Source organism: Nocardia sp. NPDC004582 (genome assembly GCF_053602115.1).
In genome coordinates, this window is the sequence record NZ_JBSGCY010000041.1 from 19,664 (window position 1) to 46,035 (window position 26,372).

At 69.5% G+C, this 26,372-nt stretch carries 21 protein-coding genes and 1 pseudogene; 16 read left to right on the forward strand and 6 right to left on the reverse strand.

Annotated features, from left to right (window positions below):
• The first annotated feature begins 158 nt into the window (after positions 1 to 158).
• The gene (gene purL, locus ACWELJ_RS14450; RefSeq protein WP_452366622.1) at positions 159 to 2,453 is read left to right on the forward strand and encodes a phosphoribosylformylglycinamidine synthase subunit PurL; all 2,295 of its coding nucleotides are present in this window, start codon (positions 159 to 161) and stop codon (positions 2,451 to 2,453) included.
• Between the two features lie 204 nt (positions 2,454 to 2,657).
• Positions 2,658 to 3,308: a zinc ribbon domain-containing protein gene (locus ACWELJ_RS14455; RefSeq protein WP_452366623.1), complete on the forward strand. Its 651-nt coding sequence runs from the start codon at positions 2,658 to 2,660 to the stop codon at positions 3,306 to 3,308.
• 39 nt (positions 3,309 to 3,347) lie between these two features.
• Here ACWELJ_RS14455 and ACWELJ_RS14460 read toward each other — a convergent pair whose 3' ends face one another.
• The gene (locus ACWELJ_RS14460) at positions 3,348 to 3,635 is read right to left on the reverse strand and encodes a YiaA/YiaB family inner membrane protein (protein WP_452366624.1); all 288 of its coding nucleotides are present in this window, start codon (positions 3,633 to 3,635) and stop codon (positions 3,348 to 3,350) included.
• Between the two features lie 151 nt (positions 3,636 to 3,786).
• Here ACWELJ_RS14460 and ACWELJ_RS14465 point away from each other — a divergent pair, with 151 nt between their 5' ends.
• The 3 genes from ACWELJ_RS14465 to ACWELJ_RS14475 all read left to right on the forward strand — a co-directional run bounded on the left by ACWELJ_RS14465 (position 3,787) and on the right by ACWELJ_RS14475 (position 6,629).
• Positions 3,787 to 5,520 (forward strand): alpha/beta hydrolase, encoded by a 1,734-nt coding sequence (locus ACWELJ_RS14465; protein WP_452366625.1) that lies wholly within the window; start codon positions 3,787 to 3,789, stop codon positions 5,518 to 5,520.
• A gap of 1 nt (position 5,521) precedes the next feature.
• Entirely contained in the window at positions 5,522 to 6,163 is a 642-nt protein-coding gene (locus ACWELJ_RS14470; RefSeq protein WP_452366626.1) for a CPBP family glutamic-type intramembrane protease, read from the forward strand.
• A gap of 79 nt (positions 6,164 to 6,242) precedes the next feature.
• Complete coding sequence (locus tag ACWELJ_RS14475) at positions 6,243 to 6,629, forward strand: sterol carrier family protein (RefSeq protein WP_452366627.1); 387 nt, start codon at positions 6,243 to 6,245, stop codon at positions 6,627 to 6,629.
• Positions 6,630 to 6,639: 10 nt separating this feature from the next.
• Here ACWELJ_RS14475 and ACWELJ_RS14480 read toward each other — a convergent pair whose 3' ends face one another.
• Positions 6,640 to 7,989 (reverse strand): YhgE/Pip domain-containing protein, encoded by a 1,350-nt coding sequence (locus ACWELJ_RS14480; protein ID WP_452366628.1) that lies wholly within the window; start codon positions 7,987 to 7,989, stop codon positions 6,640 to 6,642.
• A 113-nt stretch (positions 7,990 to 8,102) separates the two neighbouring features.
• Here ACWELJ_RS14480 and purF point away from each other — a divergent pair, with 113 nt between their 5' ends.
• The 6 genes from purF (at position 8,103) to purM (ending at position 16,403) form a co-directional block, all read left to right on the forward strand.
• Positions 8,103 to 9,662, forward strand: coding sequence for an amidophosphoribosyltransferase (purF, locus tag ACWELJ_RS14485; protein WP_452366629.1), 1,560 nt, complete (start codon positions 8,103 to 8,105; stop codon positions 9,660 to 9,662).
• A gap of 212 nt (positions 9,663 to 9,874) precedes the next feature.
• Entirely contained in the window at positions 9,875 to 11,458 is a 1,584-nt protein-coding gene (locus tag ACWELJ_RS14490; protein WP_452366630.1) for an ABC transporter substrate-binding protein, read from the forward strand.
• A 97-nt stretch (positions 11,459 to 11,555) separates the two neighbouring features.
• Positions 11,556 to 12,566 carry an ABC transporter permease gene (locus ACWELJ_RS14495; RefSeq protein ID WP_452366641.1) on the forward strand — a complete coding sequence of 337 codons (1,011 nt, stop codon included), beginning with the start codon at positions 11,556 to 11,558 and terminating at the stop codon, positions 12,564 to 12,566.
• Entirely contained in the window at positions 12,567 to 13,541 is a 975-nt protein-coding gene (locus ACWELJ_RS14500) for an ABC transporter permease (protein WP_452366631.1), read from the forward strand.
• Entirely contained in the window at positions 13,534 to 15,249 is a 1,716-nt protein-coding gene (locus ACWELJ_RS14505; RefSeq protein WP_452366632.1) for an ABC transporter ATP-binding protein, read from the forward strand. Before ACWELJ_RS14500 ends, ACWELJ_RS14505 begins: the two co-directional genes overlap by 8 nt.
• A gap of 74 nt (positions 15,250 to 15,323) precedes the next feature.
• The gene (purM, locus tag ACWELJ_RS14510; RefSeq protein WP_357198442.1) at positions 15,324 to 16,403 is read left to right on the forward strand and encodes a phosphoribosylformylglycinamidine cyclo-ligase; all 1,080 of its coding nucleotides are present in this window, start codon (positions 15,324 to 15,326) and stop codon (positions 16,401 to 16,403) included.
• A gap of 219 nt (positions 16,404 to 16,622) precedes the next feature.
• Here the strand turns inward: purM and ACWELJ_RS14515 are convergent, their stop codons facing one another.
• The 4 genes from ACWELJ_RS14515 to ygfZ form a co-directional block, all read right to left on the reverse strand.
• A complete protein-coding gene (locus ACWELJ_RS14515; RefSeq protein WP_452366633.1) occupies positions 16,623 to 16,832 on the reverse strand; it encodes a DUF3073 domain-containing protein in 210 nt (69 codons plus the stop codon).
• Positions 16,833 to 17,019: 187 nt separating this feature from the next.
• A complete protein-coding gene (locus ACWELJ_RS14520; protein WP_452366634.1) occupies positions 17,020 to 17,982 on the reverse strand; it encodes an asparaginase in 963 nt (320 codons plus the stop codon).
• A gap of 16 nt (positions 17,983 to 17,998) precedes the next feature.
• Entirely contained in the window at positions 17,999 to 18,664 is a 666-nt protein-coding gene (locus ACWELJ_RS14525; RefSeq protein ID WP_452366635.1) for an MOSC domain-containing protein, read from the reverse strand.
• Positions 18,661 to 19,773, reverse strand: a complete 1,113-nt coding sequence (gene ygfZ, locus ACWELJ_RS14530; protein WP_452366636.1) for a CAF17-like 4Fe-4S cluster assembly/insertion protein YgfZ — start codon at positions 19,771 to 19,773, stop codon at positions 18,661 to 18,663. The genes ACWELJ_RS14525 and ygfZ overlap by 4 nt, the downstream gene beginning before the upstream one ends.
• A gap of 211 nt (positions 19,774 to 19,984) precedes the next feature.
• Here ygfZ and ACWELJ_RS14535 point away from each other — a divergent pair, with 211 nt between their 5' ends.
• The 5 genes and pseudogenes from ACWELJ_RS14535 to ACWELJ_RS14555 form a co-directional block, all read left to right on the forward strand.
• Positions 19,985 to 20,911, forward strand: a complete 927-nt coding sequence (locus tag ACWELJ_RS14535; protein WP_452366637.1) for an aminodeoxychorismate lyase — start codon at positions 19,985 to 19,987, stop codon at positions 20,909 to 20,911.
• A 116-nt stretch (positions 20,912 to 21,027) separates the two neighbouring features.
• On the forward strand, positions 21,028 to 22,500 hold the full coding sequence (locus ACWELJ_RS14540) for a cytochrome ubiquinol oxidase subunit I (protein WP_452366638.1): 1,473 nt from the start codon (positions 21,028 to 21,030) through the stop codon (positions 22,498 to 22,500).
• A 9-nt stretch (positions 22,501 to 22,509) separates the two neighbouring features.
• A complete protein-coding gene (gene cydB / locus ACWELJ_RS14545) occupies positions 22,510 to 23,562 on the forward strand; it encodes a cytochrome d ubiquinol oxidase subunit II (protein WP_452366639.1) in 1,053 nt (350 codons plus the stop codon).
• A gap of 95 nt (positions 23,563 to 23,657) precedes the next feature.
• Positions 23,658 to 25,856: an ABC transporter ATP-binding protein/permease gene (locus tag ACWELJ_RS14550; RefSeq protein ID WP_452366640.1), complete on the forward strand. Its 2,199-nt coding sequence runs from the start codon at positions 23,658 to 23,660 to the stop codon at positions 25,854 to 25,856.
• 59 nt (positions 25,857 to 25,915) lie between these two features.
• Positions 25,916 to 26,191, forward strand: a pseudogene (locus ACWELJ_RS14555) (ABC transporter ATP-binding protein); the annotation flags it as partial.
• Positions 26,192 to 26,372 lie beyond the last annotated feature (181 nt).

The following is a 26,372-nucleotide window of genomic DNA, read 5'->3' on the forward strand; positions in this document are numbered from 1 at the left end:
CGGGCATTGGTCCAGGGCCGGTAGTGGCCTCCGACACAGCGATGGGCGGCGTAAAGCGCGGGAAACGCAGGCAATAGACTCGGTGCGTATCTCGCCGACATCCAGCAACGCGGGCATTCGCTTCCGACCTGCCCGGCCGAAAGGACTCTGGTATTCCCGTGACCAGCCACGTCGATACCGTCAGCAACGCCGCGGCCACCTCGGACCACCCGCAGCCCTACAAGGAACTCGGCCTCAAGGACGACGAGTACGCCCGGATCAAGGAGATCCTCGGGCGCCGTCCCACCGACGCCGAGCTCGCCATGTACTCGGTGATGTGGTCGGAGCACTGCTCCTACAAGTCCTCCAAGGTGCACCTGCGCTACTTCGGTGAGACCACCACCGAGGAGATGAAGAAGTCGATGCTCGCGGGCATCGGCGAGAACGCCGGCGTGGTCGACATCGGCGACGGCTGGGCGGTCACCTTCAAGGTCGAATCGCACAACCACCCCTCGTACGTGGAGCCCTACCAGGGCGCGGCCACCGGCGTCGGCGGCATCGTGCGCGACATCATGGCCATGGGCGCGCGCCCGATCGCGGTGATGGACCAGCTGCGCTTCGGCGCGGCCGACCACCCCGACACCCGGCGCGTGGTCGACGGCGTCGTCCGGGGCGTCGGTGGCTACGGCAACTCGCTGGGCCTGCCGAACGTGGGCGGCGAGACCGTGTTCGACCCGTCCTACCAGGGCAACCCGCTCGTCAACGCGCTGTGCGCGGGCGTCATGCGGGTCGAGGACCTGCACCTGGCCTTCGCCTCCGGCACCGGCAACAAGATCATCCTGTTCGGCGCGCGCACCGGCCTCGACGGCATCGGCGGCGTGTCGGTGCTGGCCTCGGACACCTTCTCCGGCGACGAATCCGGTTCCGGCCGGAAGAAGCTGCCCAGCGTCCAGGTCGGCGACCCGTTCGCCGAGAAGGTGCTCATCGAGTGCTGTCTCGAGCTGTACCACGCCGGCCTCGTGGTCGGCATCCAGGACCTGGGCGGCGCGGGCCTGTCCTGCGCCACCTCCGAACTGGCCGCGGCCGGTGACGGCGGCATGCTGGTCGACCTGGACCAGGTCCCGCTGCGCGCCGCCGGCATGACCGCCGCCGAGATCCTGTCGAGCGAATCGCAGGAGCGCATGTGCGCGGTCGTCACCCCCGAGAACGTGGACGCCTTCATGGCGGTCTGCAAGAAGTGGGACGTCAACGCCAACGTCATCGGTGAGGTCACCGACGGCGACCGCCTGGTCATCACCTGGCACGGCGAGACCGTCGTCGACGTGCCGCCGCGCACCGTCGCCCACCAGGGCCCGGTCTACGAGCGCCCGGTCGCCCGGCCCGCGGATCAGGATGCGCTGAACGCGGATTCGGCCGCCCGCCTGAACCGCCCGCGGACCGGCGACGAACTGCGCGCCACCCTGATGAAGATGCTGGCCAGCCCGCAGCTGTGCTCGCGCAAGTGGATCACCGAGCAGTACGACCGCTACGTGCGCGGCAACACCGTGCTCGCCGAGCACGCCGACGCCGGCGTGGTCCGCATCGACGAGGAGTCCGGCCGCGGTATCGCCCTGGCCACCGACGCGTCGGGCCGCTACACCAAGCTGGACCCGTACACCGGCGCGCAGCTGGCGCTGGCCGAGGCCTTCCGCAATGTCGCCGTCACCGGCGCCACCCCGAAGGCCGTCACCAACTGCCTCAACTTCGGTTCGCCGGAGGACCCGGGCGTCATGTGGCAGTTCCAGCAGGCCGTGCGCGGTCTCGCGGACGGCTGTGCGGCGCTGGGCATTCCGGTCACCGGCGGCAATGTGTCCTTCTACAACCAGACCGGCCAGACCGCCATCCTGCCGACCCCCGTGGTCGGCGTGCTCGGCGTCATCGACGATGTGCACCGCCGCATCCCGACCGGCCTGGGCACCGAGCCCGGCGAGACCCTGATCCTGCTCGGCGAGACCCGCGACGAGCTCGACGGCTCCATCTGGGCGCAGGTCGAGCACGACCACCTCGGCGGCCTGCCCCCGAAGGTGGATTTCGCTCGCGAGCAGCTGATCTCGGAGATCCTGGTCTCCGGTTCCCGCGACGGCATGGTCTCCGCGGCGCACGACATCTCCGAGGGCGGCCTGATCCAGACCGTCGTCGAGGCCGCGCTGGCCGGCGAAACCGCCTGCCGCATCATCCTTCCCGAGGGCGCCGACCCGTTCGTCACCCTCTTCTCCGAGTCCGCGGGCCGCGTCCTGGTGGCCGTCCCCCGCTCGGAGGAGACCCGCTTCACCAAGATGTGCGATGCCCGCGGCCTCCCGTGGGCCCGCATCGGCGTGGTCGACGACGGCTCCGACTCCGTCGAGGTCCAGGGTCTGTTCAAGGCCACCCTCGACGAGCTCCGTGCCGCCCACGAGGGCACCCTGCCCGCGCTGTTCGGCAACGCCGACCACTGAGCGGTCGCCCGCGGCGCCGAACCGAAACGGCCGCACAGCCGTAGGAATGATCGAGAGCCCGCCCGGTTCGTCCGGGCGGGCTCTCGCCATCCGGTACCCCTGTTGCGCTTTGCGATCTTTCGCCGATATCAGACCTGTTGGTGCGCGGGGGTTCCCGCGCGCCCTCGACGCATGTACATCGGCTGCAAAGGAATCGAACACATCATGGCCGCGCCGGTCGTCTTCACCAGCAACTATTCCGACATGTCGAACGACGATGGCTTCCAGTGGGACTTCCACTGCGATCGATGCAGAACCGTCTACCAGTCCGCGTTCCAGCAGAACTACCTCTCGCGCGGCCGGGGTCTGCTGCGCGTGCTTCGGGACCTGTTCGGTGACCGTTTCAGCATGCTGAACAAGGCGTCCTCGGCCGCCGACAGCTACTCCAACAGCTGGGGGAGCTCGTCCTCCAGCACCAAGGACAAGGCCTTCGCCGCCGCCCTCGAGGAAGTGCGGCCCAACTTCCGGCTGTGCGGCGGCTGCGGTTCCTGGATGTGCGCGCGCAACTGCTGGAACGAGCAGGTGGGGCAGTGCACGAGCTGCTCACCCCTGGTCCAGCACGAGATCGCGCGGGCACAGGCCGCCGCCCGCGGCGAACAGATCCAGGAAGCGGCGCGGCGTCAGGATTGGGCGCGGCAGCACGACATCTCGACCCCCGCCCGCGTCCTGTGCCCGACCTGCGGTTCCAACACCACCGGCGGCCGGTTCTGCGGCGCCTGCGGCACCGCTCTGGACCTGCGTACGGGCTGTCGCGGCTGTGGGCATCAGATCCCGATGGGATCGGCCTTCTGCTCGAATTGCGGGCAAGGTCAATAACGTTCGCGGGCAAGGTCAAGAGCGTTCGCCGGTTCCGGGTCAATTGATCTTGAACGGATCGTGTTCGGCGATCAGCTTCTCCATGCGGGCCTCGTCGATGCGGTGGTGGACCTTGGTGGACTCGTGTTGATCGCGAATCACTTTCGCGAGGGTGAAGCTGCTGCTGACCAGGAACAGCATGGCCATCAGGAGGAAGCCGCGCTGCCAGATGTCGAGGGGCAGGTAGGCGATGCCGATGATCAAGGCGCAGAAGCTGATTCCGAAGGCGATCGCGGCCTGCGCCAGAAACGCCGTGGTGGACTTGGTCTGTGCGCTCGGAGTGCTCATGGCTCCGAGTGTGACTGTCGCAGGGGCGAATCGACCGAGTACATCTACTCGAGTCCACCCCGGTAGATGCCGTATCCGACACGCCCGGTTGATGGCCCCTCTCACACGTGGGGCTCCCCGGATTCGGGCCGGTTGCGTCCATACTTGACGGGTGCTGGACTCCGCCCACGCTCTGACCCGGCTGCGCACGCGCGCGGCCGTGGTCGCGCGGCGGGCGGAGGACGTCATCGACCTCAATCACACCGGGTTGGTGGTGGCGACCATCTTCTTCGCCTGGTCGGTGACACCCTCGCTGGTGCCGCGGGATTGGTTGTTCCAAGGCCTGATCTCCGGGCTCAACGCCGCCATCGGCTACGGCGTCGGGTGTGTCCTGCAATGGGCGTTCCTGCGGTGGGTCCGGCCGCGCATCCCGCTCGAGACCCCGCCCGAATGGGTGCGCTACCTGGTGAAGGTCGGCGTGGTGGTGGCGTGCGCGCTGGTCGCGGCCTACATGCTGGTGCTGTCCGCGGACTGGCAGCGCGAGATCACCACCCTCATGAACATGGAGGGCACCACCCGAGCCGCGTATCTGCGCACGGGTGGGCTGAGCGTGGCGGTCGGCGCGCTCGTCGTCGCCGTCTATCGCACCTTGCGGGAGGCCGTGCGGTTCCTGGCCCGGCTGCTCAGCCGGTGGGTGAAGGTGCCGCCCGCGCTCGCGCCCGCCATCGGGGCGTTGCTGCTGACCGTGCTGATCGTGACATTGTTCAACGGTGTCGCCACCCGCGCCTTCTTCGCGGTCGCCAACTCGGCGTTCAGTGTGCGCAACGACAAGATGAGCGACTTCGCGGTGCAGCCGCTGCGGCCCGAGCGCTCCGGGAGCCCGGCCTCGCTGGCCACCTGGGAAACGCTGGGGTCGGAAGGGCGCTGGTTCGTCTCACACGGTCCCGATCCGCTGTTGATCAGCGCCGTCACCGGAAAGCCCGCGCGCGAACCGATTCGGGTCTACGTCGGGCTGAAATCGGCGACCCAGGACCTGCCCGAGGAGGACATGGCCGTCGCCGAACTCGAGCGCACCGGAGCCTTCGATCGCCAGGTGCTGGTGCTGGCCACCACCACCGGCACCGGGTGGGTGAACGGGGAGGCCGCGGCCGCCCTCGAGTACATGTACGGCGGCGACACCGCCATCGTGGCCTCGCAGTACTCGTATCTGCCCAGCGTGCTGTCGTTCCTGGCGGACCGCGAGAAGGTCGCGACCAACGGCCGCAAGATGTTCGACGCGGTCTACCGGGCCTGGTCGCAGCGGCCGCCCGAGCACCGGCCCAAACTGCTGGTGTACGGCGAGAGCCTGGGCTCGCAGGGCTCCGAGTCCGCCTTCGACGGCCTGGCCGATCTGCGCTCCAAGGTCGACGGCGCGCTGTGGGTGGGGCCGCCGAATTCGAATCGCCTGTGGCGGCAGTTCGTTCAACGCCGCGACCTCGGCACCCGCGAGGTGGATCCCATCTACGCCGACGGCCTGGTGGTCCGATTCGCCGCCGACGCCGCCGATCTCGGCAAGCCCTCGCCCGAGTGGCGCAAGCCGCGCATCGCCTACCTGCAGCATCCGTCCGACCCGATCGTCTGGTGGTCCTCGGATCTCATCTTCTCCCAACCGGACTGGCTGTCCGAGCCGCGCGGCGCGGACGTGTCCTCGCAGATGCGCTGGTGGCCGTTCGTCACCTTCTGGCAGGTGGTCGCCGACCTCACCAACGCCCAGGGCGTCAGCGACGGCCACGGCCACCGCTACGGCTCCCTGGTCCTCGACGGCTGGGCCGCCGTCGCCGCCCCGGCGGACTGGAATCCCGAACTCGCCGAACGCATCCGCACCCAGATCGAATTGGCGGAGGCCTACGAACGCGCGGTGAAATAGCGTGCCCGCCGGGCTGCTCCGCCCGAAACCCCTGGCCGCGATCGCGCTGCCGCTGCTGTGGAGCAACCGCGCGCTCCCGGCGCTGAACCTGGACATCCGCGGCCGCACCGCCGCCAACACGGCCTTCGCCGCCGCGTACACCCTTGTCTTCCACGGCCGCCCGAACTGGGCGTCCCGGCGGGGCCTGCGTGCGGGCGCGCTCGCGGGCGGACTGGTGCTCGCCGGCTACGCGGCGGCCCTGGCCTTTCCGTCCACCCGCCGCCATCTCGCCGGACTCGCCGACCGCGGCCCCGGCGTCTCGACCGCCGAATGGACCGCCCTGCACATCCCCGGCGGCACCGTCCTCACCGAGGAACTCGTCTACCGTTCCACACTGACCCCGCTGCTGGAACAGGCCGCCGGTCCCGTGGGAACCGGGCTCGGCGCGTTGACCTTCGGCCTCTCACACATCCAACCCGCCTGTGCCGCAGCCGATCCCGTCCCCGCCACCGTGGCCGTCACCACCGCCGCCGGTCTGGTCTTCGACCGGCTCCGGGGCGCCGCCGGGAGTTCCACCGCCCCGGCCCTGCTGCACCTGGCCCTCAACGCCGGCGGTGCGCTCGCCCCGGTCCTCGCCCGCGCCCTGCTCCGCGACCGGCCCTGATCCCGCCGGGACCCACACCCGCGGGCTCCGGGCGGTGGACGCCGACCAGGGTGTCGGGTGGCGGCGGTAGCCTCGCGGCATGGCGCGACGAGGTGCGGTGGATCCGGCGGCGGTGCGGGCGGCGGTGGCCGCGGTGGGGGAGTGGCTGCGCGACGAGAACACGCCCGCGCCCGCGCGGACCGAGCTGGCGGCGGCGGTGCGCGGGACCGCCCGGGCGCTGGCCGCGGACGCGCCGGGGCATTCGGTGGAGGTGCGGGTGCCCCCGTTCGTGGCGGTGCAATGCATCGAAGGACCGCGGCACACGCGCGGCAATCCGCCCAATGTTGTCGAAACGGATGCTCGGACATGGCTGTTGCTGGCCACCGGGCTGCTGAGCTTCGAGGACGCGGTGGATTCCGCGGCGCTCACCGCGTCGGGCAGCCGGGCCGGCGAGGTCGCGCGGTGGCTGCCGGTCGTGCCGTTGTGAGCCGCCCGGCTCAGTCCGCCGTGGCGGCCGGAGTCGTGCCGGCGGGCTTGCGCTCCAAGCCCTTGTGGTCGTAGTAGCGGGTGATGAACAGACCGAACACGACACCGAGGGTCAGGCCCAGGATCGCCATCCAGACACCGCGGGTCAGGCCCGCCTGGCCGTCGCCGAAGAAGTAGAGGATCGAGCGGGTGCCGAGGAAGACCTGGTGCATGGGCTCGAACTTCGCCAGCCAGCCGAAGTACTTGGGGGTGGCCTCGATCGGGATGGTGCCGCCCGAGGACGGCAGGCCCAGGATGATGAAGACGATCAGGTTGATGATCAGGCCCGCGGTGCCGACCGCGGCCAGCGTCGAGGCGCAGGTGAACCCGACCGCGATGATCACCAGCGCGCCGTAGAGGAACAGCAGCAGGGGCCGGTCGATCGGCATGCCGAGCAGGGCCGCGATGCCCTCCAGCACCGCCGAGACCACCACCGCCATCACCGCGATCGCCGACCATTTGAGCAGCAGCGTGCTCAGCCGGGAGATGGAGGCTCGCGGGAAGTGCACGTACCAGGGACCCCATTCGGTCGGCAGGAAACCGAGCGCCGAGTCGATGAGCTGGTGGATGATCATCGCCCCGACCATGCCGACCAGCAGGAGCAGCAGGCTGTAGAAGAACGCGGTCAGGCCCTCACCGGAGCCGCCGGGCAGCGGCCGGAACTGCTCGGTCACGATGTTCAGCGGTTGCGCCAGCACCAGCCGGGTGGCCGCGGACAATTCGGTCGGGGGCGCGCCGGGCGGCGGGGTGAGCTGCTTGGTCACCTGATCGGTCAGCTGCTTGCCGACCTGATCGTTGACCTGCGTGAGCGCCTGCTCGCCGAACTTCTGCACCACCGCGGTGGCGAACGCGCCGGTGCGCGGATTGGTCTGCAAGGTCAGCACCGGCTTGGTGATCTCGCCCGGCACCACACTGCCGACCCCGAGAATGCCGAGCCGCTTGGAGAAGTCGCTCGGAATGATGATGGTCCCGTACACCCGCGCCGACTGCATCTGCAGCTGCGCCTCGTTGATGCCGAGCACCCGCAGATCGATCTGGTCGGCGGGCACCGCCTGTCGCAGGCCCTGCGCGACCTGATCGCCGAAGTTGACGTGCTGGACCTGATCGCCGGTCTTCAGATCGTCGCCGACGTCCTGATTCACCAGCGCGATCGAGAAGTCGTGCAGATTCTTCTCCGGATCGACCACGTAGTCGAGGTACATGACGCCCAGGAGCGAGGCCAGCAGCGTGACCACCACGATCGGGAACGCCCACCGAATCGGGCTCAGATGCCTACGTCGTGGACCGGTTTCCGCGCGGCCGGTGCTGTCGGTGCTCGCCACGGTCGCACGCTAACAGCAAACGCCGTGCCATCCCGGTTATCCCAACGGCGGGTTGCCTTGCGGTTACCCGTAGAATGGCTTTCGCCCCCAGCCCGCCGAACAGGGAGCAAACGGTGTCTCTCCCCTCCGCTGTCACCACCCCCGACCAGGACGAGAACGAACCGCGCGAAGAGTGTGGTGTGTTCGGCGTCTGGGCACCGGGCGAAGATGTGGCAAAGCTCACGTACTACGGACTATACGCATTGCAGCATCGCGGTCAGGAGGCGGCGGGCATCGCGGTCGCCGACGGCTCGCAGGTGCTGGTCTTCAAGGATCTCGGCCTGGTGAGCCAGGTCTTCGACGAACAAACTCTCGCGGCCATGCCCGGCCATGTGGCCGTCGGCCACTGCCGCTACTCCACCACCGGATCCACGACCTGGGAGAACGCGCAGCCGATCTTCCGCACCACCGCGGTCGGTACCGGAATCGCGTTGGGCCACAACGGAAACCTGGTCAACACCGCCGAATTGAGCGCCCGCGCACGGGAACTCGGGCTGGTCACCGGCCGCCTGGCGGGCGGCATGGCCGCGACCTCCGACTCCGACGTGATGACCGCGCTGCTCGCGCACGCCGCCGCCGACAAGAGCATCGAGCAGGCCGCCATGGAGCTGCTGCCGACCCTGAAGGGCGCGTTCTGCCTCACCTTCATGGACGAGCACACCCTCTACGCCGCCCGCGACCCGCACGGGGTGCGCCCGCTGTGCCTGGGCCGCCTCGACCGTGGCTGGGTGGTCGCCAGTGAGACCGCCGCCCTCGACATCGTGGGCGCTTCGTTCGTCCGTGAGATCGAGCCGGGCGAACTGCTCGCCATCGACGCCGACGGCGTGCGCTCCCTGCGCTTCGCCAACCCGACCCCCAAGGGCTGCGTCTTCGAATTCGTGTACCTGGCTCGCCCCGACTCCACCATCTCGGGCCGCTCGGTGCACGCCACCCGCGTCGACATCGGCCGCCGCCTGGCCGCCGAACACCCCGTCGAAGCCGACCTGGTCATCCCGGTCCCCGAATCCGGCACCCCCGCCGCCGTCGGGTACGCGCAGGGCTCCGGTGTTCCCTACGGCCAGGGCCTGATGAAGAACGCCTACGTGGGCCGCACCTTCATCCAGCCCAGTCAGACCATCCGCCAGCTCGGAATCCGGTTGAAGCTGAACCCGCTTCGCGAGGTGATTCGCGGCAAGCGGCTCATCGTGGTCGACGACTCCATCGTGCGCGGCAACACCCAGCGGGCCCTGATCCGCATGCTGCGCGAGGCCGGCGCCTTGGAGATCCACGTCCGGATCGCCTCCCCGCCGGTCAAGTGGCCCTGCTTCTACGGCATCGACTTCGCCTCGCGCGCGGAGCTGATCGCCAATGGCGCGGGCCCCGAGGGCAACGAGAGCCTCGACGACATGGTGGAGGGCGTGCGCCGCTCCATCGGCGCGGACAGCCTCGGCTACATCTCCCTCGAAAGCATGGTCGCCGCCACCGAACAGCCGCGCTCGCGACTGTGCTGCGCCTGCTTCGACGGCGAGTACCCGATCGCGCTGCCGGTCGAGACGGCCATCGGCAAGAACGTGCTCGAGGGCATGCTCTCCGGCACCACCGAAACCGAGCTGCTGGCCGACAACGCCAACGCTTCGGCTCTGAGTCGCCCGTAGTAGCAAGCGTTTCCGGTGCCCGTCCGCGCAATCGCGGACGGGCACTGTGCTTTTCCGTGCTGTGTCGCATCTGTGCTTTTCCCGCCCGCTTCCGCCGAAACCCGACAATCCGGTTATAACCGGGTCGATACTGTGCCCAGCCAAAGGATGTCCACCGCGGCGCGGCGGGTCCGCGACCCGGCTGCCGCGCCGCGATTCGAAAGCGGGGCGGTATGCGCGCGAGAAGAACTGCGGCAGTAGGGTTCGCCGGTTTGGCGGTGCTGGCCTTGGCCGGCTGCGGAGCGGGGAAGACCTCCGAGGGCGGGGGAGCCGGAATCCTGGTCGGCACCACCGACAAGGTCACCTCACTGGACCCGGCCCGGGCCTACGACAACGGCTCCCTGCTGGCCGAAACCCAGGTCTATCAATTCCTGCTGAATTTCCCCGCCGGTACGGCGGTCCCCACCCCCGACGCGGCCGAGAAATGCGAATTCACCGCGCCGACCGTCTACACCTGCACGCTGAAACCGGGGCTGACCTTCGGCAACGGTGACCCCCTGACCGCGCGCAGCGTGAAATTCTCCTTCGACCGCATGGTCAAGATCGACGACCCGCAGGGCCCGAAAGCCCTGCTGGACAACCTCGATCACACCGACGCCCCCGACGACCGGACCGTCGCGTTCACGCTGAAGAAGGCGAACGACCAGACCTTCCCGGCCATCCTGCCCACCCAGGCCGCCGCCATCGTCGACGAGAAGGTGTTCCCGGCCGACCGGGTGCTGCCCGACGAGGACATCGTCAAGGCGAAACCGTTCTCCGGGCCGTACACCATCACCAGCTACGACAAGAACAAGCTCGTCGAGTTCAAGGCCAACCCCGGCTATCACGGCCTGTTCGGCGCCCCGAAGACCGACGCCGTCACGGTCAAGTACTACGCCGAGGCCGCCAACCTGAAACTCGATGTGCAGCAAGGCAATATCGATGTCGCCTGGCACACCCTGACCCCCACCGACCTGGAATCGCTGCGCGGCTCCGACAAGGTGACCGTGCACCAGGCCCCCGGCGGCGACACCCGCTACATCGTGTTCAACCTCAACACCCAGCCCGGCGGCAATCCCGCCCAGAAGCTGGCCGTCCGCAAGGCCGTCACCACCGCCGTCGACCGGGAAGCCCTGGCCGCCAATGTCTTCAAGGGCACCTGGTCGCCGCTGTACTCGCCGGTGCCCAAAGGCGTTCCCGGCGCGACCGAACCGATCAAGGACATCTACGGGGCCAAACCGAACAAGGACGCCGCCGCCAAGTTCCTCGCCGACGCGGGCGTGGCCACGCCGGTCGAACTGAACCTGCAGTACACCACCGAGCATTACGGCACCGTCAGCTCCGAGGAGTACGCGGCGATCAAGAGCCAGCTCGAAGCCACCGGCCTGTTCAAGGTGAACCTGCAATCCACCGAATGGGTCGCCTACCAGAAGGCCCGCTCCACCGACGGCTACCCGGTCTTCCAATTCGGCTGGTTCCCCGACTATCCGGACGCCGACGACTATCTGCGGCCCTTCTTCACCGAGGACAACTTCCTGCGCAACCACTTCGGCGATCCCAAGATCACCGCGGAGCTGAACGCCGAACTCACCGAAACGGATCCGGCGAAGCGCACCGCCGCGCTGGCCACCGTCCAGCACGATCTGATGGCCGACTACCTGCCCATCGTGCCGCTGCTCACCGGCAACCAGATCGCGGTCGCGGGCAAGAACATCCAGGGCGTGGACGACACCCTGGACCCGTCCTCCAAGTTCCGCTTCGGCGTCCTGAGCAAGTAGGCCGATGGTGACCGCCATCGAACCCGCCGACGGGCCGGCGACCCCGGCCCGCCCGGTGGGACCGCGTACGCGCGGCGGCGAGACCCGCTACGGCGCGCTGCTGCGTTACCTCGCCACCCGGCTGCTGCTCGTCATTCCCACCGCGTGGATCCTGGTCACCCTGGTGTTCCTGCTGATGCGGGTGATCGGCGACCCCATCACCGCCGCCCAGGGCGGGCGGCTCACCCCGGAGGAACTGCAGCGGCGCAAGGAGGCCGCCGGACTCACGCGGCCGCTGCTCACCCAGTACGGGGATTACCTGTCCGGCCTGGTGCGCGGGGATTTCGGCCGCTCCCAGGACAATCGGGCGATCAGCGACGTCATCGTCACCTACGGCGCGGCCACCCTGGAACTGGTGTTCTGGTCGCTGCTGGTGGCCTTCGCGATCGGGGTGCCGCTCGGCAGATACGCGGCCACCAAACGGGACTCGGCCGCCGACGCGGGACTGCGGCTGTTCGCGATCCTGGTGTACGCGGCCCCGGTGTTCTTCGTCGGGCTGCTGCTCAAACTGGTCTTCGCCGTCAAGCTCGGCTGGCTGCCGGTGGCGGGGCGAGCCGGCGCGTCCGTGGAACTCCAGCTGCAACACGTCTCGCCGCGAACCAACATCATGATCGTCGACGCCATCCTCTACGGCGACACCGGCAATATCGTCGACGTCCTGAAACACGCTGTGCTGCCCGCCATCACACTCGGACTGCTCACCGCGGGCGTATTCCTGCGGCTGGTGCGGATCAACCTGATCCAGACCCTGCGCTCCGGCTACGTGGAGGCCGCGCGGGCCCGTGGACTGTCCGACCGCGTGGTCACCGGACGGCACGCCTTCCGCAACGCCCTGATCCCGGTGGTCACCGTCATGGGCATGCAGATAGCCATGCTGCTCGGCGGCGCGGTCCTCACCGAAACCACCTTCGAATGGAAGGGATTGGGCTACCAGCTGGCCGGCTACCTGCAGGCCCGCGACTTCGTGGCGGTCCAGGGCATCGTCGCGTTCATCGCCGTCATGGTGGCCGTCATGAGCTTCCTGGTGGACCTGATCGTGGCCTTGATCGACCCGAGGGTGAGGTTCTGAATGACCGTCATCGATCCCGGCGTCTCCGCGCCGGTACCGCCCAGCCGATCCCGGCTGCGCATCCCCGGAGGGGCCCTGGTGCGCATGACCTCCGGACTCCAGCGCGCCACGCTGCTGCTCGGGGTCGCGCTGATCGCGGGCTTCATCGTGATCGCGCTGCTCGCGCCGCTGCTCGCGCCCTACGGCTTCGCGCAGAACGGGTCCGGCGGCGTCGAATTCGCGCGCCAGCAGGCGCCGTCGGCGGCCCACTGGTTCGGCACCTCGGTGCGGGGCGAGGACGTGCTGTCGCGGGTGCTGTTCGGGGCGCGGACCGCGATGGCGGTGATCGCGGTGTCGCTGGTGCTGTCCTTGCTCGCCGGCGTGCCGCTGGGCCTGGTGTCCGGCTATCTCGGGCGGTGGGTGGACCGGGTGCTGGTGCTGTTCATGGACGCCATGTACGCGTTCCCGTCGCTGCTGCTGGCCATCGTGGTGTCGATCGTGGTGTCGGGCGGGCAGTCCAGCAGCCTCGGCGGCATCCTGTCGGCGGCCGTCGCCATCACCGTGATCTTCGTGCCGCAGTACTTCCGAGTGGTCCGCAACGCCACCATCTCGGTGAAGCAGGAACCGTACGTGGACGCCGCCCGCGTCACCGGCGCCTCCACCACCCGAATCCTGTTCCGGCACATCCTCGCCAACGTGACCCAGTCGCTGCCGGTGCTCATCACCCTCAATGGCGCCGAAGCCATCCTCACCCTCGCCGGGCTCGGATTCCTCGGCTTCGGCATCGAACCCACACAGGCCGCCGAATGGGGATACGACCTGAACAAGGCGCTCGCCGACGTCTCCAACGGCATCTGGTGGACCGGCGTGTTCCCGGGGCTGGCCATCGTGACCGTGGTGCTCGGCATGACCCTGGTCGGCGAGAGCCTCAACGAGGTGCTCAACCCGCTCTTGCGCACCCGTCGCGCCGCCGGCGGGGAGGTCGGTGATGCCTGAACCCGTGCTGTCCTTCGACGGCCTGACCGTCACCTTCGCCACCGACGCGGGCTCGGTCACCGCCGTCGATGACGTTTCCTTCCAGGTGTATCCGGGCGAGGTGCTGGCCGTGGTCGGGGAATCCGGCTCCGGCAAATCCGTCAGCTCCCGCACCGCGATGGGTCTGCTGCCGCCCACCGCCGGCGTGCGCGGGCAGGTGCGGCTCGGAACCGCGGCGGTCACCGCCATGAGCGAGAGGGAACTCACCGCGCTGCGCGGCGGGACCGTGTCCATGGTGTTCCAGGAACCCGGCGCGGCCCTGGACCCGCTGTTCACCGTCGGCTTCCAGATCGGCGAGGCGCTGCGCGCCCACTCCCGGATGACCCGGAAAGCGGCCCGCGCCAAGGCGATCGAGCTGTTGCGCGCCGTCGGCCTGCCCGACGCCGCGGCCCGGGTCGACTACTACCCACACCAGCTCTCCGGCGGCCAGAAACAGCGCGTGGTGATCGCCATCGCCATCGCCTGCGAACCCCGGGTGATCATCGCGGACGAGCCCACCACCGCGCTGGACTGCACCGTGCAGGCCGAAATCCTGCAGCTGCTGCGGGATCTGCGCGACCGCATCGGCGCGGCCATCGTCCTCATCACCCACAATATGGGCGTCGTCGCCGATCTGGCCGATCGCGTGGTGGTGATGCGTGACGGGCGGATCGTCGAAACAGCCACCGTGGACCGGCTCTTCGCCGAACCGCGGCACGAGTACACCCGCGCGCTGCTGGCGGCGGTACCGAAACTGCATGTGCTGCCGGACAACTGGGAGGCCGACGCGGACACCGATGCCGCGCCCGCCGCCGGCGCCGCGCTCACGAAGACCATGGTCCGCGCACCCATTCCGGCGGACGCCGAATCGGTACTCGACATCACCGGCCTGGTGGTGGAATTCCCCGCCCCGCTCGGCCGCAAGTCCTTCCGTGCCGTCGACGAGGTGAGCCTGACCCTGCGCCGCGGCGAAACCCTCGGCCTGGTCGGCGAATCCGGCTCCGGAAAGTCCACCATCGGCCGCTGCGTGGCCGGGCTGCAACGCCCCACCGCCGGCAGTGTGCGCGTGCTGGGCACCGAGATCGCCGGACTCTCCGAACGCCGGCTGCGGCCGCTGCGCCGCCGCTTCGGCTTCGTCTTCCAGGACCCCGCCACCTCCCTCAACCCGCGCCTCACCATCGGCGACTGTGTGGCCGAACCCCTGTTCGTGCACGGACAGGCCAAGGGCCCCGCCGTCCGCGACCGGGTTCGCCGCCTCCTCGACGACGTCCAACTCCCCGCCGGCGTGGAGAAGCGGTACCCGCACGAGCTCTCCGGCGGCCAGCGCCAGCGCGTCAACCTCGCCCGCGCGCTGGTCCTCGACCCGGACCTGCTGGTCGCCGACGAACCCACCAGTGCCCTCGACGTCTCCGTCCAGGCCCGCGTCCTCGAACTCTTCGCGGCCCTCCAGCGCGAGTTCGGCTGGGCCTGCCTGTTCATCAGCCACGACCTCGCCGTCGTCGACCAACTCGCCGACCGGATCGCGGTCCTGCGCGACGGGATCATCGTCGAACAGGGCTCGAACGACGAGATTCTGCGCACCCCGAGCCAGGACTACACCCGCCGTTTGGTGGCCGCCGTCCCCGTCCCCGACCCCGCCGAACAACGTCGCCGCCATCGAATGGAACAGGGCGGTTCATGGGAGCGCTGAAAGTCGGGATTGGCGGGAATGCTAGCGTGAGCAGGCATCTATCCGACCGATTCGGCTTGGAGCTCTCCCCGACAATGACTGAACAGACCCCCAGTGGTGCCGGTGCCTCGTATGCGGCGGCCGGCGTCGATATCGAAGCCGGTGACCGCGCAGTCGAGCTGTTCGCGCCCCTGGCCAAGAAGGCCTCCCGCCCCGAAGTGCAGGGCGGTCTCGGCGGCTTCGCAGGACTGTTCGCACTGAAGGGCGGCTACAAGGAGCCACTGCTCGCCGCCTCCACCGACGGCGTCGGCACCAAGATCGCGGTCGCGCAGGCGCTCGACAAGCACGACACCATCGGCCTCGACCTGGTCGCCATGGTCGTCGACGACCTGGTGGTCTGCGGCGCCGAACCGCTGTTCCTGCAGGACTACATCGCCGTCGGCAAGGTGGTCCCCGAGCGGGTGGCGCAGATCGTGTCCGGTATCGCCGAGGGCTGTGTCATCGCCGGGTGCGCGCTGCTCGGTGGCGAGACCGCCGAGCACCCCGGCCTGATGGGCGCCGACGACTACGACATCTCCGGCACCGGTGTCGGCGTGGTGGAAGCCGACGCCGTGCTCGGCCCCGACCGCGTCCGCCCCGGCGACGTGGTGATCGGCATGGGCGCCTCCGGCCTGCACTCCAACGGCTACTCGCTGGCCCGCAAGGTGCTGCTCGACATCGACCGCATGTCCCTCACCGGGCACGTCGAGGAGTTCGGCCGCACCCTCGGCGAGGAACTGCTCGAGCCGACCAAGATCTACGCCAAGGACTGCCTGGCCCTGATCGCCGAGACCGACGTGCGCACCTTCTGCCACGTGACAGGCGGCGGCCTGGCCCAGAACCTGGCCCGCGTGCTCCCCGCCGGACTCGTCGCCGAGCTCGATCGCGGCACCTGGAACCCGGCCCCCGTCTTCAAGATGATCGCCCAGCGCGGCCGCGTCGAGCGCCTGGAGATGGAGAAGACCTTCAACATGGGCGTCGGCATGGTCGCCGTCGTCGCGCCCGAGGACGCCGACCGCGCGCTGGCCGTCCTCACCGCCCGCCACATCGACTGCTGGACCCTCGGCACGGTGAAGAAGGCCAAGGACGCCGACGCCGCCCGCGTCGCGCTGGTGGGCGATCACCCGCGCTTCTGAGCCAACCCGGTCTCCGGGTCTCGGCTCGACTGGACACGGAACGGCCCCGGCACTCGCGAGAGTGCCGGGGCCGTTTGTCTTTTCGCCGGTAGGAAGGGGGACCGGCAGTAGATGTTTCGCCGCGGATGCTTCAGCGAATGGCCCTGACCTCGGGGCATATCGACGTGCTAAAGGGGAAGGCCATAGTGGGCCTCCCCCTTACACGGCGAAAATCCGAGGTCAGCGACGCCAGTCGTCGTAGTCGTCTTCGTCCCAGCCCGCACGCGAGTCCTTCGCGTCGTGCTCGTCGGAAAGCACAGCACCACTCAGCTGCGAGTCGGAGGAACCCGACAACTCGCGCTGAAGGCTCGTGAAGTCGGTCGTCGGTGAGCTGTACTTGAGCTCACGTGCAACCTTGGTCTGCTTTGCCTTAGCCCGGCCACGGCCCATGGCTGACCCCCTCGCGTCACTGCGGGGCGGCCTGGGGTGGGTTTGGCGGCCCCGTTCGAATTAATACTCTTCCTGACGAACACTTTAGCGTGTGTCAGGCGGTCGCGCTTCCATGAGTGGGGGATAAACGTCCCGGGGCCGGGACCGGCGACGACCGGGCGATCCTGAAAACCCTGCCGACCGGCGACTACAGGACGCCGGGAATCGCTCGAATGATGCCGACGCGAGCTCCGCCGCCCAGCACCGCGGGCGTCGCCAGCTCAGCGTGCGCATCGGTCCACTCGACCCCCATACGCTGGAGAATGGCCAGCGTCAGCGGAAGCCGCGCGCGATCGGCGCCGTCATCGATCTTGTACGCGAAGGCCGAACCGTCCGGCAGCGCACCCGCGTGCACACCGTCCGCGCCGATCTTGCACACCAGTCCGGGGGTCGCGGACATGACGCGGAAATCGGGGCCGTCCGTGCCGGAAATCACTCGCGGATGGGTACGGATCGCGTCCGCGACCCGACGTTCCGGCGCGCCCTCGGGCGCGGTGGCGAAACCCGCGTAGGCGCGGGCCAGATTCACCAGCGACACCGGCACGATGGGCAGGCCGCACCCGTCGATGCCGAGATCGGTCTCCGGCTCACCGGTCACATCGGCCACGGTTTCCAGCACCGCCTGCTGCAACGGGTGCCCGACCTCGAGATAGCCGCGGGTCGGCCAGTCATTGATCACGCAGGTGGCGAGCATGGCGGCATGTTTGCCGGAGCAGTTCATGAAGATCCGTCTAGCCGCCTTGTCGCGGTCGGCGCCGGCCAGCACCCGGGCCCGGGCCTGCTCCTCGAACGGCAGATCCGGGGGGCACTCCAGGTCGTCCTCGGTGAAGCCGAAACGGTCCAGCAACCGCCGCACCAGCTCCACATGCTCCGGCTCACCGAAATGCGAGGCGGTGACGATGGCCAGCTCGGCGTCGTCCACCGGTTCGAAACCGTTGCGCAGCAGGGTCAGTGCCTGCAGCGGCTTGTTGGTGGAGCGCGGGAAGATCGGGCCGTGCACCGCGCCCACCTCGATCAGCGGCTCGCCGTCGGGGCGCAGCACCACCGCGGAACCGCGGTGCACGCACTCGCGGAAACCGGACCGCACCACCTCGACCAGATCGACGCTCATCGGTGCCCCTTCGCTGTCATCGGGCCGCCGCGGCGTGGCGGCGGCGGTGACGGTCGACCTGCATGCGGACATCGTCGGAGGCGGTCGGCTCGGTCGCGATCAGCAGATCCAGGCGTTCGGGATCCGCGCCGGTGAACAGGTCACGCACCGTGACCCCGTGCTCGGGTACGTGCACCACCCGCACCTCGTCGCCCGCGCCGATCTCGCCCTCGACGAGAACTCGCAGGTAAGCGCCCGTATTCGCCTGTGCCGTGAAGCGTTTCACCCACTGCGGCTCACCGGCGTGCCACTGGAAGGTGGCACACGGGACGCGCGGCGCGGACACCTCCAGCAGCGTGTCCCCGATGGCCCAGCGCGCACCGATCACCGCGTCGCTGACGGCGAGCCCGGCGATGCGCAGGTTCTCCCCGAACCAGCCCGCCGGGAGTTCGCGGCCCAGTTCGGCCGACCAGCGCCGCGCGTCCTCCTCGGCGTAGGCGTAGACGGCCTGATGGGTGCCGCCGTGATGCTTGGTGTCGCACACATGGTCGCCGTCGAGGCCCAGCGCGCGCACCGGAACCCGGTGCGGCACCGGACGTTTGTCGATGGCGGTGCGGCCCACCTTCGAGGACTTGGCGGGCACCTCGAGTTCGGCGTGCACGACGCAGACGGCCAGCACCCGGCCGGCGGAGACGGCGGTCACCGGCCGCGCAGCTTCTCGACGGCCAGCCGCCCGGCCTGCGGTTCATCGTGCGCCGGAACCGAATCCGCGTCGATGGCCGCCGCGCACGGGCCCGCCACCAGCTCGGTGTCCACCGGGATGGTGCGTTTGATCAGGGCCAGCGCGATCGGGCCGAGCTCGTAGTGGTCGATCACCGTGCCGAGCGTGCCGACCGCGCGGCCGCCCGCGGTCACCGGATCACCGGGCGCCGGACGGGAATCCGCGGAACCGTCCAGATGCAGCAGCACCAGATGCCGGGGCGGCTTGCCCAGATTGTGCACCCGCGCGACCGTCTCCTGGCCGCGGTAGCAGCCCTTGTTCAGGTGCACCGCACCATGTTCGGCCGGGCCGCCGATCCAGTTCACCTCGTGCGGGATGGTGCGGTCGTCGGTGTCGAGGCCCAGTCGGGGGCGCAGCGCGGCCACCCGCAGCGCCTCGAACGCCCACAGGCCCGCGGCCGCCGCGCCCGCGTCGCGCAGTCTCGTCCACCAGGCGGTGAGCTGGTCGCGGGGGACCAGCAGGTCGAAGGAGTCGGCGGTGGGCCAGGGCATGCGGCGCAGGAAGCCGCCGCCGGGCAGCGGGACAGCACGGTAGGTGCCGGGCAGGGCGGGCACGCCCAGGGCCTCGACGAGTTCGGCCGCGGCCGGGCCCAGCAGGCTCAGGACCGCGTGGTCGTTGGCGTCGACGGGTTTGGCGTCGGCCCAGAACACCATCTTCTGCAGGAAGCTCAGCAGTTCGGGTCCGCGCGGGCCCTCGGTGTCGATCCAGACCGTGCCGTCGAGTTCGGTGAGCACGAAGTGATTCAGCACCCGGCCGTTGAGATCCAGATCCAGATCCTCCGCCGACGCCCCGTCACCCAGATCGGCGACGGCCTGACTGGAGATGGTGTGCAGCCAGCTCAGCCGTTCCTTGCCGGTGATCGAGAGCACGAACCGGTGGGAGCGATCCACCACCGCGACCCGCTCCACCGCCGCGCGCTGCTCCCCGAAGGGATCGCCGTAATGCCACGCGACCGCGGCATCCGGTGACTCCGGCAGCCCCGCGACAGCCCCTGGAACCTGCAAGATCGGACTGGCAACCGAGGAGGACACACTCCCACCCTAGCGGCTCGCGGCGGCGGGCCCCGAGCGCACGGCCCGGGAGCGGGACCCCGGATCGATGTCGTCGCCGGGACGCGCCGATGGCGCATTTGGGCAGGTTTGAAACGCGAGCCATGCTTCTAGCAGGTCATGGCAGGCGGCTTGACGAGCGGGGTGGCACAGTATGGCACCCGGGACCCGTCGGCTCCCCTAGGCTCATCGCATGGTGGAACGGGTTCTGGTGACACTCGACGGCGCGATCCGGGATCCGGACGCGCCGTTGTTGTATGCGGACGATATCGGTGCGTTGCGGGGCGACGGCATCTTCGAGACGGTGCTGGTGCGCGATGGCGTGCCGTGCGCGCTGGAAATGCATCTGGCGCGACTACGGCGCTCGGCGGAGGCGCTCGAACTGCCCGCGCCGGACCTGGAGGCGTGGCGGTTCGCGGTCGAGCTGGCCGCCGAGGAGTGGGGCAAGGACCGCGAGGGCACGCTGCGGATGGTCCTGACCCGTGGACGTGACAGCAATCACGGCGGAGCTGGCGAACGTCCGGCAAACAAAGGTGGGGAGCTGGCCGGGGCCGAACCCGCCACCACCGGTTACGTTTTCGTGGTCGGGGTGCCCGCGCGGGTGGAAAAGGCGCGCACCGAAGGCGTTTCGGTGATCACCCTGTCCAAGGGCATCTCGATCGACCTGGCCCAGAACGCGCCCTGGCTGCTGATGGGCGCGAAAACCCTGTCCTACGCGACGAATATGTCCGCGCTGCGCTTCGCCCAGCGGATGGGCGCCGACGACGTCATCTTCACCAGCACCGAGCACCGCGTGCTCGAGGGGCCGCGTTCCACGGTGGTGGTGCAGCGCGACAACCAGCTCATCACCCCGCCCGCCCGCAACGGCGTCCTGCCCGGCACCACTCAGCGAGCGCTGTACGCGCAGGCGGAGAAGGCGGGCTGGGAGTGCCGCTACGAGCCGCTGTTCACCGCCGACCTGATCACCGCCGACGCCGTGTGGATGCTGTCCTCGATCACGGTGGCCGCGCGGGTCAATTCGCTGGACGGACTGCGCATGTCGCCGCCGGACAACGCGGGCGAGATCGCGGAGATGGTGAACCGCGGCATCGCGCTGCCGGGGAGTCTCGCCGACTGGTAGTCCCGATCACGTTCCAGCAAATTTCGGGCTGGCTGTGGCGAGGCATACGTTGATCCGAGCCTCCTGACGCGTAGTCTCTGTTACTACGTCATGTCGTAGATCGGCAGGGAGGTCGGATGAGCGTCGTAGATCTGGCGCGCTGGCAGTTCGGAATTACCACCGTCTATCACTTCATCCTGGTGCCACTCACCATCGGCCTCGCACCGCTCGTCGCGGGCATGCAGACCGCGTGGGTGATCACCGGTAAGGAGCACTGGCTCAGGCTCACAAAGTTTTTCGGCAAACTGTTCCTGATCAACTTCGCCCTCGGCGTCGCCACCGGCATCGTGCAGGAATTCCAGTTCGGCATGGGCTGGAGCGAATACTCCCGCTTCGTCGGCGACGTGTTCGGCGCCCCGCTGGCCATGGAGGCCCTGGTCGCGTTCTTCATGGAATCGACCTTCCTGGGACTGTGGATCTTCGGCTGGACCCGGCTGCCCCGAAAGGTGCACCTGGCGTGCATCTGGCTGGTCGCCATCGGCGTCAACGCCTCGGCCTACTTCATCATCGCCGCCAACTCGTTCATGCAGCATCCGGTCGGCGCGCAGTTCAACCCGGACACCGGCCGCGCCGAACTGCACAGCATCTGGGCGGTGCTCACCAACAACACCACCCTCGCCGCCTTCCCGCACGTGGTGGCCGGATCCTTCCTCACCGCAGGCACTTTCGTGGCCGGCATCGCGGGCTGGTGGATGGTGCGCAACGCCCGCAAGGCCAAGGCCGAGGGCACCGAGGCCCCGCTCGAGGAGGCCCGCACCATGTGGCGGCCGAGCGCGCGCATGGGCCTGTACGTGGTGCTCATCGCGGCGGTGGCGCTCATCTTCACCGGTGACATCCAGGGCAAGCTGATGTTCAAGCAGCAGCCCATGAAAATGGCGTCCGCCGAATCGCTCTGCCACACCGAGACCGATCCGGACTTCTCCGTGCTCACCGTCGGCACCCACAACAACTGCGACAGCGTGGACCACCTCATCGAGGTGCCGTATGTGCTGCCGTGGCTGGCCACCGGCGAATTCACCGGCGTCACCCTGCAAGGCGTCAAGGACCTCCAGGTCGAGTACAACCAGAAGTACGGGATCGGCGACTACCGCCCCAACCTGTTCGTCACCTACTGGTCCTTCCGCGCCATGATCACCTGGATGGCCGGCTCGATCCTGTTGGCGCTGGCCGGATTCTGGGTCACCCGCCGCGGCCGCGTCCCGGACCAGACCTGGTTCAGCTGGCTGTCGCTGATCGCGATCGCCACGCCGTTCCTGGGCAATATCTCCGGCTGGATCTTCACCGAGATGGGCCGCCAGCCCTGGGTGGTCGCCCCCAACCCGACCGGCGACCAGCACATCCGGATGACCGTGCAGCAGGGCGTCTCCGGGGTCTCGGCCGGCACCATCCTCACCTCGCTGATCGTGTTCACCGCGCTCTACGGGCTGCTGGCCATCGGATGGTTCTATCTGATGCGCCGGTACGTGATCGCCGGACCCGAACAGGCATCCACCCCGGACACCCCGAAGATGACCGGGGAGCCCGTCGAGAAGCTTTCCTTCGCCTACTAGGAGCCGAGGATGAGTCTCCCTGAATTCTGGTTTCTGCTGATCGCGGTCCTGTTCACCGGCTATTTCGTGCTGGAGGGCTTCGACTTCGGCGTCGGCATGCTGATGCCGATCATCGGGCGCGGTGACGAGAAGAAGAAGCGCACCGTGCTCAACACCATCGGACCGGTGTGGGACGGCAACGAGGTGTGGCTGCTCACCGGCGGCGGCGCCATGTTCGCCGCCTTCCCGGAGTGGTACGCCAGCCTGTTCTCCGGGTTCTATCTGGCGTTGCTGCTCATCCTGGTCGGGCTGATCGCGCGGGCCTGCGCCATCGAATGGCGCGGCAAGATCCACGACCCGCGCTGGCGCACCTGGTGCGATATCGGCATCGGCCTCGGCTCCTGGATCCCCGCCCTGGCCTGGGGGCTGGCGTTCGCGAACATCGTGCGCGGGGTGAAACTCAACGAGCACAAGCAGATCGAGGGCAACTTCTTCGACCTGCTCAACCCGTACGCGCTGCTCGGCGGGCTCACCACCCTGCTGCTGTTCATGCTGCACGGCGCGATGTTCATCGCCCTCAAGACCGGCAACGAGGTCCGCGACGACGCGCAGCGCGTCATCCGGGTGCTGTTCGTGCCGACCGCCGTCGTGGTGGCCGCCTTCGGCGTCTGGACCCAGCTCGCCCACGGGCACGGCTGGACCTGGATCCCACTGGCGCTGGCCGTGATCGGGCTGCTGATCGCGGGCTTCGCCGCGAGCCAGGGGCGCGACGGGTGGGCGTTCACCGGCACCGCGATCACCATCGCGGCCGCCACCGTGCTGCTGTTCGGGTCGCTGTTCCCGAATGTGCTGCCGTCCACCATCAACGACGCGTTCAGCCTCACCGTCGACGGCCGCGACGGCACCGTGGCCGCCTCCTCCACCCACTACACGCTGGTGGTGATGAGCTGGGTCGCGGTGGCGCTGGTCCCGGTCGTGCTGGTCTACCAGGCCTGGACGTACTGGGTGTTCCGCAAACGGCTCACCATGGAGCAGATCCCGGCCCCGATCGGGCTGCCCATGGTGCAAACCACGAAGAGCTGACGCCGGAATCCGCGCAGAGCCGAACGACGGGGCGCGCCGCCCGGACCGGTCCCGGCCGGCCGGGCGGCGCGCCCGTTTCGCAGAGGAGATCGACCATGGCACGACCGGTGGACCCGCGACTGTGGCGGCACGCCCGCTCCGCGCGCCGGTATCTCGGACTCAGCGTGGGCCTGTCACTGATCACCACCGGCTGCATCGTGATCGGGGCGCTCGCCCTGGCCCGGGTACTGGCGGGGGTGATCACCGAGCCGGGGCAGCGCCGGATCGGGTCGTGGACGGTCGAATTGGCGGTGTTCGCGGTCGCCGTGCTGTGCCGGGTGGCCGCCACCTGGTGGCAGTCCCGGCTCGCGCACCGGGCCGGGGCGCAGGTCGTGGCCGAACTCGAGACCGCCGCGCTGGAAGCCGGGGCCCAGCTCCCGCCGCGTGAATTGGAGAGCCGCCGAACCGAACTCGCGGTCGTGGTCGGCTCCGGGCTCAGCGGGCTGCGCGCCTATCTCGCGGGGTATCTGCCCGCCCTGATCCTGGCCGCGCTCGTGCCCCCGGTGGTGCTGACCGTCATCGCCGTCCACGACTGGGTGTCCGGCGCGATCATCGCGGTCACCCTGCCCCTGATCCCGATCTTCATGATCCTCATCGGCCTGCTCACCCAGGGGAAATCGGCCGACACCCTGGCCGCCACCACGCGACTGTCGGACCAACTGCTCGACCTCTTCGCGGGCATGCCGACCCTGCGCGCCCTCGGCCGCGAGACCGGTCGCCCGGTCCCATCGGGGAGGGCTGTCGCCGCCGGCGCGGGTGCGGACCCGGCCGCCGACGCGGCAGCGGACCAGGCTGTCAGCGCGGGCGCGGATCATGCTGCCGGACCCGGGGATCCACCGCACAGCATGGCGGGCCGGGTGCGCGAGCTCGGCGACGCCTTGCACCACCGGACCATGTCGGCGTTGCGACTGGCCTTCCTGTCCTCGATGGTGCTGGAGATGCTGGCCACCCTGTGTGTGGCCCTGGTCGCCGTCTCCATCGGCATGCGCCTGGTCTTCGGCCACATGGGTCTGTACGCGGGCCTGCTGGCTCTGATCCTCGCCCCCGAGGTCTACCTGCCGCTGCGCGCCGTCGGCGAGCGTTTCCACGCCGCCCAGGACGGAATGGCCGCCGCCGAACGAGCTTTCGCCATCCTCGAACCGCAACCCGGCCCCGCGGACCTGAGCGCCGCCGGCGAGCCCCGAGCGGCGGCCCCCGAGGGTGCGGCCGCGGACCGGCACCTCGTCGTCCCAGCACCGCATCGAAATCTGCACGGGCGAATCGAGATCCGCGGTCTCACCGTCGCCGCCCGCGACGGACAGGCGCCCCACGACCTGTCGGCAGTCCTCCGCCCCGGCGCGGTCACCGTCCTCACCGGACCGAACGGCTGCGGCAAATCCACTGCCCTCCAGGCAATCCTGGGCCTGCTGACCCCCACCGCCGGAACAGTCCTGGTCGACGACACCCCGGTCCCCGACCTCGACGCCGACCACTGGTGGTCCCATATCGCCTGGCTGCCCCAGCGCCCCGTCCTGATCCCCGGCACCCTGCGCGCCAACCTCGAACTCCTCGGCCCGCCGTCCGGTCCCGACCAGATCGACACCGCCTGTGCCGCCACCGGTTTCGACATCGTCCTCGACACTCTCCCGGACCGCTGGGACACCGTCGTCGGCGCGGGCGGCATCGGCCTGTCCCTGGGACAGCGCCAACGCCTCGCGCTCACCCGCGCCCTCGCGGCCCCGCGCTCGATCCTGCTCCTGGACGAACCCACCGCCCACCTCGACGACGAGAGCGAGGCAACAGTGCTCACGGCCCTGGCTGCCCGCGCCCGCGCCGGAGCCACCATCGTCGTAGTCGCGCACCGCCCCTCGGTCCTGGCGATCGCCGACCACGTCGTCGAGGTGCGCGCCAGTTTCACCTCGGCCGAGCCGGCATCCGCCGTTGCGGGCGGAGGCGGAGGCGATTGCGGCCAACTCGACCGGTCCGCCCGCGCCGCGGACCGTTGGCCCGGGCCGCGACCCGCGTCCCAGGATTCGGGCGGCGCTTCGAGGTCGGATGCGCGGTCGGTCGCGGATGTCGCCGCGTCGAATTCGACCGGTGCGGTGCGGGCCGCCTCTCAACTCGGGCACGAGACGGTCGGCGGTGGGGCCGTGCCGAGCGCCGGTTCCGGGGTTCGGTCGGACGGCGAGGCGCCCGGTGGTCGGGGGCGCGGCGAGACCGGTCGGACCGATCCCGGTGCGGCTGCGGCCGGGGCGGAGGAGGTGTCGGCGCTGTGAGGGCGGTACTGGCTGATTTTCGGCGGATTCGGGAGCTGCTCGAGCTGTCGCGGGCCCGGATGGCGGTGTCGATCGGGTGGGGTGTGCTGGCCCTGGGCAGCGGGCTCGGGCTGGCGGCGCTGGCGGCGTGGCTGATTGCGCGGGCGTGGCAGATGCCGCCGGTACTGGATTTGAGCCTGGCGGTGGTAACGGTTCGCGCGCTGGGCATCTCGCGCGGATTGTGTCGGTATCTGGAGCGGCTGGCCACCCACGATGTGGCGCTGCGGGCCATGAGCACGGCGCGGACCACGACGTATCGGACATTGGCGGGCGCGGACATCTGGCGACCTCGGCGCACCGGCGACGCGGCCGCGCCGAAAAGCCACCCGTCGCAGGCCAGACCCCGGGAGTTCGCGTCCGGCGGCTCGGCACGGGCACCGCTGTCGGAGTCCTCGCCGCCCTCGTAGAAGGTGGTGTAGATGTAGGGCACCCGGCCCGCGGTGTACGGGGTGATGGCCTTACGCGCGTTCGACAGGT